Origin of the sequence: Niallia nealsonii, assembly GCF_002835805.1 — a bacterium.
Classification (GTDB): Bacteria; Bacillota; Bacilli; order Bacillales; family Cytobacillaceae; genus Niallia; species Niallia nealsonii.
Genome location: NZ_PISE01000071.1, coordinates 18807 through 35374, shown reverse-complemented (window position 1 = coordinate 35374; position 16568 = coordinate 18807). Strand labels below are relative to the sequence as shown.

14 protein-coding genes and 2 pseudogenes are annotated in these 16568 nt (G+C 35.3%); 1 reads left to right on the top strand and 15 read right to left on the bottom strand.

Annotated features, from left to right (window positions below; genetic code table 11):
• The 9 genes from CWS01_RS23265 to CWS01_RS21695 all read right to left on the bottom strand — a co-directional run.
• A partial coding sequence (locus CWS01_RS23265) for a PspA/IM30 family protein (protein WP_193603802.1) occupies positions 1 to 162 on the bottom strand: 162 nt, incomplete at its 3' end.
• 1 nt (position 163) lies between these two features.
• Entirely contained in the window at positions 164 to 583 is a 420-nt protein-coding gene (locus tag CWS01_RS21725) for a magnesium transporter CorA family protein (protein WP_101179615.1), read from the bottom strand.
• A 428-nt stretch (positions 584 to 1011) separates the two neighbouring features.
• A complete protein-coding gene (locus CWS01_RS22575) occupies positions 1012 to 1176 on the bottom strand; it encodes a hypothetical protein (RefSeq protein WP_157827726.1) in 165 nt (54 codons plus the stop codon).
• 78 nt (positions 1177 to 1254) lie between these two features.
• Positions 1255 to 1875: an AAA family ATPase gene (locus tag CWS01_RS21720; RefSeq protein WP_101179613.1), complete on the bottom strand. Its 621-nt coding sequence runs from the start codon at positions 1873 to 1875 to the stop codon at positions 1255 to 1257.
• A gap of 116 nt (positions 1876 to 1991) precedes the next feature.
• On the bottom strand, positions 1992 to 2858 hold the full coding sequence (locus tag CWS01_RS21715) for a class II fructose-bisphosphate aldolase (protein ID WP_101179611.1): 867 nt from the start codon (positions 2856 to 2858) through the stop codon (positions 1992 to 1994).
• Positions 2859 to 2900: 42 nt separating this feature from the next.
• A complete protein-coding gene (locus CWS01_RS21710) occupies positions 2901 to 3299 on the bottom strand; it encodes a hypothetical protein (RefSeq protein ID WP_101179609.1) in 399 nt (132 codons plus the stop codon).
• Positions 3300 to 3331: 32 nt separating this feature from the next.
• Entirely contained in the window at positions 3332 to 4621 is a 1290-nt protein-coding gene (locus tag CWS01_RS21705) for a PTS sugar transporter subunit IIC (protein WP_101179607.1), read from the bottom strand.
• A 40-nt stretch (positions 4622 to 4661) separates the two neighbouring features.
• Positions 4662 to 4970, bottom strand: coding sequence for a PTS sugar transporter subunit IIB (locus tag CWS01_RS21700; protein ID WP_101179605.1), 309 nt, complete (start codon positions 4968 to 4970; stop codon positions 4662 to 4664).
• A 37-nt stretch (positions 4971 to 5007) separates the two neighbouring features.
• Entirely contained in the window at positions 5008 to 7137 is a 2130-nt protein-coding gene (locus CWS01_RS21695; RefSeq protein ID WP_101179603.1) for a BglG family transcription antiterminator, read from the bottom strand.
• A 516-nt stretch (positions 7138 to 7653) separates the two neighbouring features.
• Between CWS01_RS21695 and CWS01_RS21690 the strand changes: the two are divergent.
• Positions 7654 to 8109, top strand: a pseudogene (locus tag CWS01_RS21690) (DsbA family oxidoreductase); the annotation flags it as partial.
• A gap of 307 nt (positions 8110 to 8416) precedes the next feature.
• Here the strand turns inward: CWS01_RS21690 and CWS01_RS21685 are convergent.
• From CWS01_RS21685 to CWS01_RS21665, 6 genes and pseudogenes are all read right to left on the bottom strand, one after another.
• Positions 8417 to 10783: an alpha-L-arabinofuranosidase C-terminal domain-containing protein gene (locus tag CWS01_RS21685; RefSeq protein WP_157827725.1), complete on the bottom strand. Its 2367-nt coding sequence runs from the start codon at positions 10781 to 10783 to the stop codon at positions 8417 to 8419.
• Between the two features lie 50 nt (positions 10784 to 10833).
• Positions 10834 to 10980 (bottom strand): hypothetical protein, encoded by a 147-nt coding sequence (locus CWS01_RS22570; RefSeq protein WP_157827724.1) that lies wholly within the window; start codon positions 10978 to 10980, stop codon positions 10834 to 10836.
• A 357-nt stretch (positions 10981 to 11337) separates the two neighbouring features.
• Entirely contained in the window at positions 11338 to 11502 is a 165-nt protein-coding gene (locus CWS01_RS22565) for a hypothetical protein (RefSeq protein ID WP_157827723.1), read from the bottom strand.
• A 168-nt stretch (positions 11503 to 11670) separates the two neighbouring features.
• Positions 11671 to 12576 carry an ROK family protein gene (locus CWS01_RS21675; protein ID WP_101179597.1) on the bottom strand — a complete coding sequence of 302 codons (906 nt, stop codon included), beginning with the start codon at positions 12574 to 12576 and terminating at the stop codon, positions 11671 to 11673.
• Between the two features lie 49 nt (positions 12577 to 12625).
• A pseudogene (locus tag CWS01_RS21670) lies at positions 12626 to 14581 on the bottom strand (beta-galactosidase).
• 175 nt (positions 14582 to 14756) lie between these two features.
• Positions 14757 to 16145, bottom strand: a complete 1389-nt coding sequence (locus tag CWS01_RS21665) for a glycoside-pentoside-hexuronide (GPH):cation symporter (RefSeq protein ID WP_101179595.1) — start codon at positions 16143 to 16145, stop codon at positions 14757 to 14759.
• Positions 16146 to 16568 lie beyond the last annotated feature (423 nt).

The window sequence follows — 16568 nt, the reverse complement described above, 5'->3', positions numbered from 1 at the left end:
TTCTACAAAAATTTGCTGGGATAAAGCTTTCTGTGCTTTTCCTATCTCTTGCTCCATTTCTCTGGAATACTCATTCAGCATTCCAATTGGATCCTCCATGCTATCTAGTAAACTATTAATGTCCGCTTTTGCTATTGTTTTGATTCTTTTAAAAATACCCATTTTATTTATTCTCCTTTTTTGTTGTTATATTTTTTTCCCATTGATCTAAAATACTTGCATGATTATGATTGATGGATGGTTTTGATGAAGTCATTAAGGATGTATCAATAAACTGTTGCATAGAAGCAGTTTTTGACTTCGTTTTTAGCCATTTAACTACTATTACTAAAACAGCCAGTCCAATGATAAGGAATAAAAGGAATCCTATCCAAGAAAATCCAGATCCATGGTGAAAACCATCCATCACCCGTTCATGCCCAAATCCATTTTGCGGACGCATTCCCATGCCCCGCTCATGTTCATGAAAACCAGCTGCAAAAGTAACGTTTCCTCCTAATAGATTGGAGATAAAGCTCATTACTAAAACCATCGATGTAATGACTGTACTCCAGAAAATACCTTTTTTCATTCTAGTATTCACTGTTTTCTTTCCCCCTTTCCTTTTCGATAGTTGTAGTTTAGTAGTCTTTGGTGAAAACTTGGTGAAATCATTTCAATTAATAGAATTTCTTTTCAGTTTTTAAAAAGATCAATATTATCAAAAAAAAGCAAGAAGGCACAAAAAACAGAGAGAAAGTCTATCAACTTTTATAACCTATATTAAAATAAAAGGGACTTTTTATTTTAATAGGGGCATTTACAAATGAAAACAAATAAGAAATCTATTCCGTTATTTTTATAAAAACAAAAAAACCACACCTTGCCTCCAACACAAGGTGTGGTTTTCGACTTTTTTATTTTCCAGCAACCATTTCCTTAAAGATTTGATAAGACCACTTTTGTTTATCCGGATTAAAGATATAGGAAACAGTTATGATTTCATCTACATGATACTTTCTTAAACATTTGTTAACTCTGTATTTTTACCGTCTCTTTGCTTTCTATAAACGTCATATTGTGGACATCGCAGCAGCCATTGCTTTTTCGTGTGGACGCTAAATGTTCTCCAGGCAGCTGAACTGGTGTTTGGGAATCACGGAGAACATTCAGAAAAATTGCTGTGTCGTTGTTCATTCTCTTGTCGCTTCTTTATCTGTTTCCCCTGCAATCACATTTAAACAAACCATTATATAAAGACTCTAAATTTTAAACTTATTTGCTCGTTTCAGAAATGCACTCCATCCGTATATCTTCCAATAGCTTACAATAATTCACTTTTGTATAATCTGATACATCTACTTCATATAATTTCCCTAATTCAAACGTGTCATATCCTCTTGTGGTACATCTTTTTATAAACTCTTCATAGGTCAATAAATTATCTGCATTACTTCTATTAGCTAAATGATCTCCTTTTTTGTAAGAAGTGACAATATGGCTCAAATGCCTTGTCGGATCCAAATCTCGCTTTTTTTGTCGTTCAAACAAAACATCTAAATCTGCAATTAACCGAATAGTAACAACCTCATAACCATATTTTTCTGCTAATTGCTGAATAGGAAGTTTTTGCTTCTGACTAAAAGGATAATCAGACATAATATTGGTGCCTGCTTGCATTTGCTGTTCCATTATTTCATAGTACTTCTCCCATACTATCTTTTCTAAATCCTGTTTTTCCTCTAAATTACGATAGCCATACACATCACAATAATATTCTTTTAAGTCATCCTGAGAAAGCTTATAAAATTCCCCTAATTCACTCTTGATGACATTACATAAGTAGGTTTTTCCCGTTCCTGGTAAACCTGCTAATAAGATTAAGACTTTATCCATTCTATCACCTCCTATTCTAACGAATAAAGAAAGAGTACAAGGAATTCCCCGTACTCTCTTTATTAGCTACATCTTCTCCAACCCTTATGAAAAAAACTAATGTACTTTTTTTGTAATTATTTCACTTGAAGGGTACAGTCTTCTTTATTCATGAAGATACCAATTTTATGTTTGACAATTTCTTTTACTGCCTGATTACATGGAATAATATTATGTCGTAATGATTTAGTTACTTTTGTTTCTCCGAATGTTTCTTTCGCTGTTTTCGTCCATGCTACTAACAACTCAGTGCCTACATTAAATTTACGGATCCCGTTATTAATTAATTCTTGGACATCCATTTCCTTAACACCTGTACCCCCATGAATAACTAAAGGTACATCTACTACAGCATTGATTTCTTTTAATAGTGGCATATTTACTTCTGTTTTAGATTTATATTGACCATGATTAGTACCGATAGCAATGGCCAAAGCATCTACCCCTGTTGCTTTAACAAACTCTGCTGCATCTTTTGGGTCCGTATAAACCTTATCATTCTCATCTACATGAATCCCTTCTTCCGTACCACCAATAGTCCCTAGTTCTCCCTCTACTGAAACACCATATTTATGTGCGTATTCTACTACTGCACTTGTTTTCATAATGTTCTCTTTGAATGGTAAATGAGAACCATCAAACATTACTGATGTATATCCTTTATCGATTGCCTCTTTAATATCATCAAAATCCCTTGCATGATCCAAATGCAATACCACATCTACCATTTCTTTTGTGGCCATCGTTTTACATACAGCAACTAAATTTTCATGACCAATATATTTGGCAGTATCTATACTTGTTTGTATGATAATGGGTGCTCCTTGCTCTTTTGCTGCACGTATCATATCAGGTAGCATCTCTAAATTATGTGCATTAAATGAACCAACTGTATAATTCAATTCTTCCGCTCTACGTGTTACTTCTTTTAGTGTTGTATACATGATCAATTACTCTCCCTTTATACTAATTTTTTAATTTCTTTTTTATCGCACACCACGCGTAACTTCTTTAGAAACTTGCATCATTTGATCCATTTTCTTTAAATAGATTTGTAATGACTCTTCATCATTCACTTTTGCTGCTTCTGCACGCTTCTTGTTATATAGTCTTAATAAAGCTTTATAACCATTGCCTAATGACTTTTTGGTCTGAATACTTTTTTCTAATGAATCAATAGCATGGTCTTCTTCACCAAGCTCATTAAACGCTAAGCCAATCTCCTCATAAATTTTTGCTTGTTCTTCTCCAATTGCTTGAGTTACTTCTTCTTTTTTAAAGGAGATGGTACGTAATAATTCTTCTTTTCTTTCTGCTGTTATCACCACCTCTTCGGTTATTTCTTTTTTCGGTTCTTTAGCTTTTTTCTTACCAAATCCAAACATTACTTGCCCCCCCCTTTCTCTCTTCTTCTATCCTAGAAAGCTTTTAATAATGGACCAATGAGCCATGCATATAGTAAAGCAGCTGATACTGTATCAACATCTGTGGCTGTTGCATTAACAAATCCCATGGAATTGAAAGTCGTTACCAACAGTGCAGGTAATAATGTAATGAAAAAGCCATGTACAATACCACCAATAATGGCCCCGCGGCGTCCACCTGTTAAGTTGCCAAAGATACCGGCAGTACCACCCGCGAAGAAGGCTGTCAGCATACCTGGCAAGATCATTGCCAACCCAAAGACTGGTAATACAAACATTGCAATAATGGAACCTATAGTAGTTGTGATAAATCCTACAATGACTGCATTAGGACTATAGGGGAAGAGAACTGGACAATCTAATGCAGGCTTTGCATTTGGAACTAAACGCATGGCAATCCCTCTAAATGCCGGAACAATTTCACCTAGCAATAAGCGAACCCCTGCTAATAATACATACACTCCGACTACGAATTGGATAGATTGTATAAATGCAAACATTAAGTAATTGGTATTTCCTGATAATGTAGAAGCGAACTCTTCACCTGCAAACGCTGCTGTAATAATATAAAGAGGAATCATTACCACCATTAATGACAGATAGGTATCTTGTAAGAATTCTAATTGAGCTGGTAATTTCAAATCTTCAACTGATTTTTTCTTTTCCCCTTTTTCCCCAAATAGTTTCGCTACACCTGCTTCAAACACATATCCAACTGTACAAAAGTGTCCTAAAGCAATATCATCCATACCAGTAATTTTACGAACAAATGGTTGTGCAATTGCAGGCATAGCTACCGCAAAGACGCCTCCAATAAAACCGCCTACTAAAATCAATACAACACCACGCAACCCTGCAAAGTAGCCAAATACTGTTGTCATAGTAGCCATCCAAAGAATAGCCTGACCAGTTAAAAAGATATATTTCCATCTAGTGAACCGTGCAATGAGAATATTAAAAACAAAGATAGCTAAAAAAGTTAGTGCGATATCACGACCCAACCCCAACTCATTCATTGCTTGGCCGTTAATAGCTTCAATGGAAGGGATAATCCCTTGCATATGGAAACCTTCTGTAAAAATCTGACCAAAATAAGTTAAACTACCAACAATAATACTAGAACCGGCTGACAATACCATAAATCCTAACATCGTCTTTAACGACCCAGAAATAACTTGCCCTGTTGACTTCTTTTGTAAAATTAACCCCAACATAGCAATTAACGCGATTGTAATTGATGCCTGTGTCAAAATATTCTCAATAATGAAGTTTATTACACCCATTTTTTTACCCCCATCTCTTGCTATCTCAATTTTTTATTTGTTAAGCTAAGATGCCTTTTTCCTTTAATATTGGGGTGATTTTCTCTTCAATCTCTGGTTTAGATACAATATTTCTTAAATAAACAATTGTCGTTTGTTTAGGATCCACTGAAAATTTTTCAAATTGGGATTTAAAATTCTGTGCTGTAATAATAATATCGGGTCTTACTGAAACGGCCGACGAAATATCACTATGATCCAGCTTGGCATTGACACCTAACTTGCTTAATACATCCTCTGCAGCCATTTGACAAGCAAAACTACTTCCTAAACCTGCTCCACATACAAATAAGATATTTAATTTTTTCATTTCACTCTCTCCTCTTTTTTCATTTTTTGTTGTATATTTAGATCTGCTGCTTTCCTAATTCTGCTACTTCACTTCCATATAACACTTGGTTGAATACGTTTACATCTCGTGATGCAATTAACTGATCTAATTTCTCTTCATCATTAATTAACTCAATCAAATTTTTCATCACATTTAGATGGGAATAAGAATCCACTGCAGCTAGACAAAAAACAATTTTCACCGGATCATTATCCGGATTTCCGAAATTCACCGGTTCTTTTAATGTCATGACACTAATCCCTAATTTATTTACTCCATCTTCCGGTCTTGCATGTGCTAACGCTAAATGCTTTCCTACTACTATATAAGCCCCATATTCTTCAACAGACTTAATCATGGCATCTATATATCTTTCTTCGATGACCTCTTCTGTTACCAATAACTGAGCAGCTTTTGTGATTGCCTCTTTCCAGTCTTTACATTCTTGTTTTAGTAGAATGTTGGAATCCCTCAAAATATCCTGTAACATCGGCTGTATCTCCCTTGTATTAATTTTTAAATGATGTTCTTTAAAAGTCTTTTCTACTTTCTGATAGCTTTCCTGCGTTACCTTACCACCGCTTTCTACAATTAGCGCCAAAATATCCTGCATCAGATTTGTGGCATCTACCGTATTGGATACGGTTCTTTTCTTATCCTTATTTTTGAGTAAAAAATCTTTAATTTCCTTTTTATCACTTTCTCTTAAAATCGGATTAAGCAACAATACAGGTTTTTTTGGATAATCAATTGAAATTGTCGTAAAAACCAAATCAACATCTAGTTTTTCAATAAAGGCTAATTCATACGAACTTAATACTGCTACAATCTCGATATTAAATTGCTCTTTCAAATTTGCAGCCAATAGCTTTCCAGTTGAAATTCCATGATTGCAAAGCACCACTGCCTGATAGACATATTGTTCTTTCTGCTTGATCTGGCTTGCTGAAGTTGAGAAATAAACGGTTAAAAACCCGATTTCATCTTCTGATAATGGTTTCTTGATGTAGTCCTCTATTTGCTTTCTAAAGCAAGTGATTGCCTGATAAATCTCGGCATAAGAATCCTTAATAGTGTTTTTCAATGGATTAAACACTTGTAAATCGTTCTTCGCTCTGCTTAATAACCCTGTGATATGCTTATATAAACCTTCATATAAATCTTCTTCTTTCTGAGAAAATGGGATTCTGGTTACTTTTTCTACATGCTCAATTAATTGAATGGCTAATAATTGTGCGGTAACCCAATCGAATGAATTATTCATATCCTTTGGATTAAATGATTCAATTGTAAAGGTAGTATATTTGATTTCATTTAATGATGGATATAAACCAAACTCCATACAGATGGAATCGACAAACTTTCTGACAGGCTCTTCTTTTATCTCGGCTCTAACTTTGGCTAATTCACTAAGGGTATTTCCTTCTTGCAGTCTCCTTACCCATATCCCTAGAAAAAGAATGCTTTGGTTTCGATATACATGATTAATCTCTACTCTAGACTTTTCCAAGATGTTGTCATAATGTTCTCCAATGATCCTTAATACATTTGTGTCCAAATAATCCAAGACAAATTGATCGGAAAAGGTATTCACTACTGTATCTATATCTCGATACCCCATTAGATAATCAATATCTGTCATACTATTAATCACGTCGTACAACATAGAGCGTATTGATCGTTCATCACCTTTTAATACAATACCTTGCTTCGTTAAACTCACTACAGAAATCCCATATTCCTTTAAAAACTGACGAAGTCTTCTCATATCCTCATCCAATGTACTTTTCGATACCTGCAGTTTTTCTTCCATTTGGAAGAGCATTGTCGTTTTTGTCGTATCGACAATATCTAAAAGTAAGGCAAGAAAACGTTCATTCGGCCTATAATAATCTATTTCTCTGTCTTCACCAATTTTAGACAGGAGCTTTTCCCGATCCACCTCAGACAGTTCTAGCTTCATCCCCTTTCCTCTTGTCGTCGTAAGGGAAGGATAATTATTTTCAGCCAAGTATTTATTAATCAAGACCAATTCGTTTCGAAAAGTACGCTCACTAACATGGAACTCTTTACTTAAGTCTTCACAAGTCAAACAGGTATTTACTGTCAAAAATCTGGTAAGTACTCGTTGAGTCCTTTCTTTCATATAGTAGCTCCTTTCATAATTTGATTATAAATTGAAATATTCAAATAGTTTAGTACATCTTTTTGCAACTTCAATTTGCAATTATGTAAGCGTTAACACTTCTATCGACCTACAAATCAACTATCCCTCAAAAAGATTTATTGCTTCTCCCTCCTTTTCGGAAATCATTCTATAATTGATCGATCAGATTGTACTTTCTCCTTTATTTAGAGACTAACTAAAGTTTTTTTACAAGCCTTGAACAATTTTATAGAACGTTGGTTTATCCAGTTGAGCGAAAGACATACATAACTATGCCTATAATAAGGAAACGCATATCAAAGATTATAACAAGAAAACTCCTCAACAGAGGGAATATAGCCATACTCCCTAACTAACTTTTACACTTTAATCATATAATTTCGAGTCTTTGACATATATGCTACAAGCCATTTAACGAATTGAAAGAGGTGTTAGTATGAAGATTGAATATAGTCTGATTTTGTATGTACGTTTTGCTATATAGGGAAATGAAAACTGGAAATGGCACTAGATCAGTTTGAGCATAGAAATGAAGTGGACGTGGAGTTTAAAAGTTTTGAATTAGATCCCAATGCTCCTATATATTATGGAATGAACATAGAACAAGCCAAGCAGAATATGCTGGTGTGGGTTTAATTTTAATGATATGAAACTGCCAAACACGTTTGATGCTCACTGTTTAGCAAAATTTGCAGGAAAAAAAGGGAAGGAAAAAGCGATTACCGAAAAATTGCTTTATTCTTACTAAAAAATTTGAGTGATATAGAAACTCTTGCTGACATTGCAGAAGCTTCTGGTTTAGATAGACAGAACTCAATAAATATCCTGAATGACAAAACAGCCTATACAAATGATGTTCGAGTAGATGCAGGAATTGCCCAGCAATATGGAATTTCTGGGGTTCCTTATTTTATTATCAATCGAAAATACGCTATTTCAGGGGCGCAGCCTCGATTTTGCGAACCAAGTGATTTTGGGGTACTAGTTGATATAACGTTATCATTTCTAATTGGTTTCTTTGGATAGAAGAATGTTTGGAAAGCATGTGTCACTTCTATCCATTTATCTATCTTTATTTTAAAGGATGGAAATTTCTAATTCTATGATGAATTGAAAATCAACATCCCAATTTAAAAGAAAAACAAATAAAAAACCATAGAAAAACTTCCTTTTTAAGGAGCGTTTGTCTACAGTCTGATTTAATTAGCTTATCTACAAACCAATAAATAAATAACTATTTATTAGAAATGGTATGTGCCTATAACTCTATTCTTAAAATTACTACGCTATAAGGTGGGAGATCATACATATTGCTATCTAAATGCAAAGCAGTTTCTAAAGGAATTACTTTATTTGGTTCTTCCATAGTATTAGTATCATAAGGATTTTCCGATGTGACGATAGTCTGTCTGCCCACTAGTTTATCTTTTCCCTCTATATCAATGGATGTTCTAAGAGGAAACTCAGAGGAATTCACTAATTTTACGATCAACTCATTATTCTTTTCATCGAGTGTAGCTGCAGAAGTAAGATATGGAATAGTTGCCATTTTATATTCGTGCACGAGCTCACCATCGAAATAACAATAAATATGGTCATTAGCCACTCTAGCACAAAGCTCATTACTTCCATCACCATTTACTTTCAACATCTGATTAGAAGTTAGTTTAACTCGAGACCATCCATTAATATGAACTAAACGGCTCTCTCCATTAGCATCTAATTCCCATAAAATATAGTTTTGCTGCCATTCCTTTGTACTGTCCAACAAGCGAACTTTTAACCCCTGTTCCCCAAGCAATGCATTCATCGTAATGGTATATTCTTTCCAAGAAGGCTCTCCTATTTTTAATAGATCTCCTTCAAGTCGACTTAATGCATGAGTTTCCGTTAAGTCTTCACTTTTAAATAGTAATTGATCATTGCTTGAAATGTTTATATCTTTAATGTACGAAAGTTCTTTTTGTCTTATGGATACTTCTCCTTTAAAATATGAGAAGCGACTTTCTGTTTCAACTTTGCATTCGATGACAATATCTCCCCTGTTTTCCGCAAAAAGTTTTTGCACATAATAAGAAGGAGAAACATAGGAATTCGTTCCATTAAAATAAATGAGGTTAGGTGTCCAATTTGTATGATGAATATTGGCAAATAAAGGTGCGTAGGAAGACATCACAACAATATCTTGATTTCTTTCCATTCCAGTCATAAATGCAGCCTCACTTATAGCTCCTTTAAGCGCGCCTGCTCCATCACCAAGTATCATCGCATATTCCCCTACATAGACTTTAGGTCCATTCCGGTCATAAAAATCATACATATCGTGATACATTAAATAATAGTCATAATCAGCATAGAAATGTTCATCCACTATTTCTACCGGCAATCCCGCGGTCTCTGTTCCGACCTCCCAATGGATATTGAAGATGGTGATAATTTCAGGATATTTAGCTTTTACTGCTTCATAAAATAATTTGTACCGAGCATTGTATGCTGGACCAAAATTTTCATTTCCTATTTCAATATATTTTAAATAAAATGGCTTAGGATGACCGTTTGCAGCCCGAAGCGAACCCCATTTGCTTGTAATAGGTCCGTTTGCATATTCTATAGCATCCAGCATATCTTGAATCCATTCATCCAGATCTTCTATTGGGACGTGCTCTCCTGGTCTTCCTTGACAAGTCAGCCCACAGTTCACTACATACATTAGATCTAAGCCAAGATCCTCTGCCATTTGCAAATATTCATGGTAGCCTAATCCATTTGTTGTCCGATATTGCCACAGTGTCCAATGAGAGCTTCTTTGGGTGACATCTCCTATCGTTTTCTTCCATCGATAAGCGGTTTCCACCGAGAATCCTTCTACAAAACACCCGCCAGGAAACCTTAAAAAAGTAGGCTTTAAGTCTAATGCACGTCTAACTAAATCTGGTCTTAAGCCGTTTTCTCTTTCCAGAAAAGTTTTTTGGGGGAATAAAGAAACAAACTCCAGCCAAAATGTTCCCCTTTCATTGGTAGAAAACGCTAGAATGCCTTCTGGCTCTTCCCCTTCGCTTTCTAACACCACCTCGTATTTCTGCCAACTTTCAGATGCTATCTGGCAAGATTTCGAGGATAATATTTCCCCCTTTTTATTTTCAAGCGTTATTTCCAGGTTTCCAGAAAAAGTTGATTCTTTTTTTGCGAAAAAAGATAAAAAATACCTTTCATCCTTTTTCACAGGAATTCCAAAAAAACCTTCATTATAGATGGAAATTCGTTCATTGAATGCATCTTCAATCTCTACCCTAAGAGAAAGAGGATTTTCGCTATTAATTGGATCTTTTCCATCTAAATAAATATCCGCTTTAGCTTCATCTTTGCGCAAATGCCAGCCTGGTATCGATCCTGGGGCTTCTTCAAAAGGAGAAACCCAGCCTGCAGGGGAATGCAATTGGCATCCCTCTACATGGCATCGGTCAGGAATAATGGTATCCTCGAAAGACCTGTTTCTAACTAACTCTCCGTATATTCCGCCATCGCCAGCACGGTTAATCTCCTCAAAGAAAAGACCATATAAGGAAGGACTTACGGGAAATTTTTTAGCATTAATATCCATCATTACTTTTGCATTCTTTGTCAACTTAATTACCTCCAAACGGAAATAGACTTCATGTTCAACCGATTTAAATACTATAAACCATATCTTCTGATTAAATATGTCGGTGTACAGCTCCATGCGTGACAATAGCTGTTGATTAAATATCCGCCGTATGGTGAGAACGTTTTATCATTTGGATTATATAATTCCCAAAAGGTATTGGCACCATCTTTTAGCATTTCTCCCCAATAAGCCTTTATTTTTTCAGTGGCAAGCTCTTTTTCACCTATGCTTCCACTAGATGATGATACACATAAGGAGTCGACGGCTCTATTGCTCCTGCTTCAGGCAATCTTTTTAAGATGTCCTGTCCTTACTAATCCTGCAAGAATCATCCACACTTGGCTTGCGTAGGAGATCTGTTTATTAGGACCGCTTACAAAAAGGGCTTATTGGAATCCCACAGATGCTGCTTGCTCGCTTCTTCTAGTTTAATTATTTTTTCAGCCAACAATAAGTGGTCCTGTTTATTAACTTGTTCAGCTATTAAAGCTGCTTTTTTCATCACATAAATAAGAATAGCTTGAACCGATGTTTCATGTTCTAGCCCTTCTGCCCAATCCACAAAAGCAAAAAAAATTATTTCCCTTCATTAAAAAGTTTACATCTAATTCTCCAAGTGCATTTTCAATTTGTTTAAAAGCAATTGCCCATAGTTCTTCCAACACCTCTTTATCTTTTGTTTCATTATAATAGTCCACAAGCGTGTCCATAAAAAAAGGAATAGTCTGTTAGATATGTATCATCAGCAATTACATGTGGCTTAATTAATAAATTGGCAGCAATTCTTCTGCTTTTTGGAGAAAGAATTCATTGGTTATTATTTTTCTATTTTCTTGCTTTTGAAATGTTATTTCACTCATTAAAAATCAGCCCACAAATTCATTATTTTTAGTGGTAAAAAAGTGGTAAAGCGCTCCATAAAGGTTGGCATCATTTTGAAACTTACAACCCATAACATTTGGATTTGCTATATGCAATGGGTTCGCCTTTTTCACTTCCGAAAGTGCCCACTGAATTCGATCATGCAAAATAGGCTGAGCACTTATCCCGCCGCCAATTGCAATAATTTCAGGATCTAAAATATATTGCAGATTAAATATTTGTGTTGCTAAGTAAATGCAATATTTATTAAAAATAGCATTCGCTTCTTCATCGCCTTGCTTTATATACTCAAATGCCCCTTCTCCATCTGTTGCATCTTCTAAATTTTTGATTTCTGCAATACGGCGAACCATTTGAACAGCAGAACAATCATATGCAAAAAACTTTCCTTCTTTTGTTATTGGATTCATTTGACTCATCACATAACTTACTTCACCAGCAGAGAGATTAACTCCACGATGAAGTTTGCCATTAATAATGATGCCTCCTCCTATTCCACTTCCAAGAATTAAAACAATAGAATCTTTGGCATCCTTTACACTTCCAAGCCATAATTCGGCTAATGCTGCACACTTTCCATCATTATCAATAGATACATCCTTCCCGTACTTCTCTTCCAATTCCTTTGCCAGATTCACTTCATGCAAAAAGGGAAAGGACCCGCCATAATAAATCATGCCTGTATCGACATCTATCGTTCCAGGACAGCTGAGGGCAATCCCTTTAACCGAAGATAAATCATGGTTTTCAATAATGGAGTGAAGCTTATTTTTAAATTCCGTTAAATTGGCTGTTGGCGTCCGCTGTTTTCCCTTAGTCAAAATATTTCCAGCTCCATCCATCAACGCAAATTTGACAAAGGTGCCTCCTATATCAATTACTAAATACATACATATTCTCCTAATCTATTTGAATTATTTTTCCGTTCGTTCACAAAAATTATGATTCGATAATTGCTACGCTCCAAGGTTGAAGTTCGAGTGTATCGTCTGTCAGAACTTCTTTTTTTGTGATTAATTCTCTACCTGATGAATATGGGTAGCTAACCACTTCCAGATTGATTTTTTCCTTTTTTTATAATAATGGGGAATGAATATTCTTCTTTTTCTATAGAAGGTATGTTACCGATAACAAACTCTATCACTTTTTTAACTACCTCCTCGCTTGGAAAGAACCCGATGTAGGTAGCAGTGCCTTTCCCATAGTGGTTATGAGTAATTGCTGCATAATCTCCCCAATGAGGATGTTCATAATAAGCCAAAACCTCTGCCGTTGTAGAGTTCAGCAATTCCATCCAGTCATTTACAGGACTTTCCATCGAATCTATTTGAAGCAAGGAACCCTTTAAACCAGTTTGCCCAGATTCCACAAACAAACTGTATTCCACTCCACAGGCTTTTGAAATAATTCCTGGTTGGATTGTAGTTCGTACTTGGACATTTTCATTTGTGAAACCACTCTTAAACGTATAAACTATATGTCCACCATTGCTGCCATAATTATTCAACTCATGCAAAAATACATCATTTACTGTATAAAGTGTTGGAACAATTAACAAATCATAATCTTTTATATTCGTACAGCAAGGATTAATAATATCGCCTTCCATATTCATCTTATACATTTCATCATACAAGCGTCTGAATATATCGTTATAGTTTTTGTCCTCAGCAAATGGAAACCAATTGATGCTTGTATAGCTTTCATTGCTTATAACAAAAGCCACTTTATTCTGTTTCTTTAAGTGCACAAGGTGGGATGATAATTCCTTCATTTCGGCTCCCATTATTTTTGCCTCATTGTAGACAGAATTAGGTTTAAAATCATGGCTAAGCAGCCCTTTCCAATACGTTTCAGCCGAATGATGAATCGAATGCCAGTGCCAATAGGCAACCATATCTGCCCCTGATGCAAGATTGATATATGCTTGAAAGCGCAACTGTCCTGGATAAGGTGTCCAATTTTTAAAAGCCTGCGCTTCGGTTTCTAAAACAAAGTAGTTTGCTTGTTTGGTAGAAGGAGCTATATCACCGCAAAAAGAGATTTCTATGCCGGTCAATAAATTTTGAAATGGATGGTACACATCCACACCTGTAATATCCATCGATTTAGCTGCCTCAAAATGGTCGACATCGGGCTGAATGCCATAGGAATGTCCCCTCGACTCAAAATCAAAATTATGAGTTACAAATTGATGCGGCTGACTATATTCTTTGACGATACTTACTTGCCAGGTCAAAAAGTCTGTAACTATCTTCCACTGAAATTTAGCAAACTCAGAACCAAGGCTGCCATTGATTGTCCCAACCATAGAAGGAGTATCTTCCCAGCTGTTAATGCGATTGCTCTAATAAGATAAACCGAATGCCTTATTCAATTCTTCTACTGTGGCAAATTTCTCTTTCAGATACTTCACAAATTGAAATTGAACATTTCCCCCTGCTGTCCCGTAATGTTTTGTTTCATTATCCACCTGGTAGCCAATAACAGCCGGATGATCTTTTACGTGATGGATTAGTTTTCGAATAATGCGTTCTGCATGAAATAAGTAAACAGGATTGATAATATCCATAATTTGTCTGGCACCATATTTACCTGGGCCATTCCCTGTAGTAGCAAGAACATCTGGATACTGTTTAACAAGCCATGTAGGCACCGCATAAGTAGGAGTTCCGATAATCACTTTTATATCTGCTTTATGCATAGCTTCCAGTACCCGGTCTATAGAAGCAAAATCAAATACCCCATTTTGCGGTTCATGGGTACTCCAAGTGGATTCGGCTATTCGAACAGTATTGATTCCAGCATCTTTCATCATCCTTATGTCTTCTTCTAATCTTTCATAAGGCATATATCATCATAAGCTACCCCATATAATAGTTGGTTTGCCACCATATCTACTCCTCTACCAAAGAAAACGCTTTATTTGATTATAGTATAGTTTTTTTCAAAAAAAATTTATGGTGTTTTTTTAAGAAAAATGGTAAAAAACAATTAATTGCCATTATAAAAAAAAGAAGGTGAATCCGCTCTCAATTAAGAACAGCTCCATCTTCGTTGTCTTATCACATTACTTCTGTGCCCTTCTAGCTTCCAATTCCGCAATGATTTCATGATGCGGTTTTTCCCATTTATAGATAAAGGTCATAATGGCGATAGATAAAATGCTAAGGAAAATTGGCAGCCAAATATAGTTAAGCGCTATCATTTTAAGTGCTGATTCCGTTTGCTGTTGATTGGCAACATATCCTCCCGCAGCAAGCAGCCAAGCTGGAATGGCACCGCCAAGACCAGAACCTAATTTAATTCCAATTCCGGCAGCAGATACCAGAATTCCTTGAGCACGTACTCCCGTTTTCCATTCTCCATAGTCAACAGTATCTGCCATTAAAGTAAACAGTAATGCAGCTGGAAATCCCAAACCAATTGCTCCAACTATTGTTCCGGCCATAATCATTGGGACGCTTTGTCCGCCAATTAAAATGATTATTTGACCAACGATATTAATAAAAATTCCAGCATTAATTAATGCTACTTTACTAAATTTTTTCGTTAAAAATGGTACTGCTAAAATACCGACAAGTGAACACATTGCAAGGGTGTTTACAATAGAAATGATTTCCGGTTTGCCGACATTATAAGTAATATAATAAATTCCTGCAGACATTTTCATTATATACAGCATAAAGAAAACGATACCCAATAAGGAAACAGCATACCATGGACGATTTCCTTTAATAGCTTTTAGACTTTCTTTAACAGGAATAGATTGGTCGCCGGAAATATTTTGTACACGTTCTTTTGTGTTAAAGAATGTAACAAAAAATAAGATTAAGCCAATAATGGAAAAAAGTGTCATTGTATAAAAAAAACCTTTTTGCTGATTGCCAGCACCAAAATAAGCAACAAGGGGCAATAAAGTCAAGTTAACAATCAATCCACCCAACTGTCCGCCAAACATACGAAATACATTGGCCACTGTTCTTTCCTGAACATTGCTTGACATACTTGGAAGCATGGTTGTTAATGGATTATTCACAGCTGCATATAACACATTTGCTGCAATATAAAAGACGTAAGCATAGGCCACTTTGCCAGATGCGTTTAATTCTGGTCCCATAAAAAGAAGGATGGAAACAATTGTAAATGGAACACTTGACCATAAGATCCATGGTCTTGATTTTCCCCATCTAGTATTTGTCTTATCTATTAAAATTCCAAAAATTGGACTATCAATCATATCTACAAATCTTGCCACAAGCATTAACGTACCGACAGCCGCAGCTCCGAGTCCATAGACATCTGTAAAGTAAAATGTTAAGTATGTGGTAATAACTGTATAAATTAAGTTTGATCCTGTATCTCCTAAACCATAACTAACTTTTTCTAATAAGGACATTTTTTGATTTAATTTTGCATTTTGGTCTATACTTTTGAAATCTTGTGCTCTTAATGCCATGGTATTCCCTCCTTAAGTATTAAAAACGCTTTCATTTTTTCTATTTTTAATAAATCAATCATAACTATAAAAATGTGTTCAAATTAAGCATTTCCATTTAATCAGTACAGCAGATTTCATGATTAAACAATGGATTGCTGATCTAGATTTCTAAATTAACAGGATAATAGATCACAAAAACAGAAAGCGTTTTATTTAGATAGCCAATTAACAAAATTCTATTGGTAGAAAACCACTTTTTCTGTTTTCTCATCAAAAGAAAAGCTGCAAGTTAAATCAGTTGATGCATAGATCGAAAAAGTAAATCTTCTGTTATTAAATAGGCACTCATTTTAATTCATCTTTGTCAACCTCCTTTGCTTTTTCATTCCAACAATCGCCATTTTTTAGAAAGCGTTTTATTTATTTACAGTATAAATTGAT

Excerpts from the sequence above, each read along its gene's own strand:
- CWS01_RS21710 (WP_101179609.1), bottom strand. The coding sequence starts at position 3,299 with ATGTTTGGATTTGGTAAGAAAAAAGCTAAAGAACCGAAAAAAGAAATA.
- CWS01_RS21705 (WP_101179607.1), bottom strand. The coding sequence starts at position 4,621 with ATGGGTGTAATAAACTTCATTATTGAGAATATTTTGACACAGGCATCA.
- CWS01_RS21700 (WP_101179605.1), bottom strand. The coding sequence starts at position 4,970 with ATGAAAAAATTAAATATCTTATTTGTATGTGGAGCAGGTTTAGGAAGT.
- CWS01_RS21695 (WP_101179603.1), bottom strand. The coding sequence starts at position 7,137 with ATGAAAGAAAGGACTCAACGAGTACTTACCAGATTTTTGACAGTAAAT.
- CWS01_RS22570 (WP_157827724.1), bottom strand. The coding sequence starts at position 10,980 with ATGCTAAAAGATGGTGCCAATACCTTTTGGGAATTATATAATCCAAAT.
- CWS01_RS21715 (WP_101179611.1), bottom strand. The coding sequence starts at position 2,858 with ATGTATACAACACTAAAAGAAGTAACACGTAGAGCGGAAGAATTGAAT.
- CWS01_RS21720 (WP_101179613.1), bottom strand. The coding sequence starts at position 1,875 with ATGGATAAAGTCTTAATCTTATTAGCAGGTTTACCAGGAACGGGAAAA.
- CWS01_RS21665 (WP_101179595.1), bottom strand. The coding sequence starts at position 16,145 with ATGGCATTAAGAGCACAAGATTTCAAAAGTATAGACCAAAATGCAAAA.
- CWS01_RS22575 (WP_157827726.1), bottom strand. The coding sequence starts at position 1,176 with ATGAACAACGACACAGCAATTTTTCTGAATGTTCTCCGTGATTCCCAA.
- CWS01_RS21675 (WP_101179597.1), bottom strand. The coding sequence starts at position 12,576 with ATGTATTTAGTAATTGATATAGGAGGCACCTTTGTCAAATTTGCGTTG.